Origin of the sequence: Acidiphilium sp. PM (assembly GCF_000219295.1) — a bacterium.
Classification (GTDB): Bacteria; Pseudomonadota; Alphaproteobacteria; order Acetobacterales; family Acetobacteraceae; genus Acidiphilium; species Acidiphilium multivorum.
Genome location: NZ_AFPR01000414.1, coordinates 1 through 605 on the forward strand (window position 1 = coordinate 1; position 605 = coordinate 605).

The 605-nt window shown below is 74.7% G+C and carries 1 protein-coding gene; it reads left to right on the forward strand.

What is annotated here, in order from left to right; genetic code table 11:
- Positions 1-216: 216 nt before the first annotated feature.
- On the forward strand, positions 217-605 hold a 389-nt coding region (locus APM_RS13125), incomplete at its 3' end, for a helix-turn-helix domain-containing protein (RefSeq protein ID WP_138919200.1).

Consider the following 605-nt stretch of genomic DNA (forward strand, 5'->3'; position numbering starts at 1 on the left):
GCGCGCAGCCGGCCAGCAGCACCACGAGACACAGCAGGGTTACGCCACCACGCGCCTTCATCCGGCTCCTCCGCCGTTCCGCTCCGGCCGCGATAGACCCGCCGGGGCGATCGGTCATTGATCCAGCGCAGCCGCCCGGTTTGACGGCCCCCGCCGGGGCGGCTAGCGATCCGGAGGCTGCGTCCGAGCGGCCGCCGCGCGGGGCGGGCAGGGGGCGTGACCGAGCCCGAGGACCGTCCTTTGCGCGAACCCAAACTCTTCGCCGGCGCCAGGATCAGGCAGATCCGCGAGCAGCGCGGCCTGCAGCAGCGCGACATCGCCCGCCGCCTCGGCCTGTCGCCGAGCTACATGAACCAGATCGAGAACGACCGCCGGCCCGTGCCGCCGCGCCTCGCGGCGCCGCTCTGCGACCTGCTCGGCATTCCCCTCGCCGAACTCTCCGGCGATGACGAGGTCCGCCGCGCCGGCGACCTGCTCGAAGCCGCGCTCGACCCCGCTCTCGGCCCCGGTCGCCTCACCTTCACCGAGGCCCGCGCCGCCGTGCGCGACACGCCCGAACTCGCCCGCCGCTTCATCGCGCTCTACGCCGCCTACCGCGCCCAGCA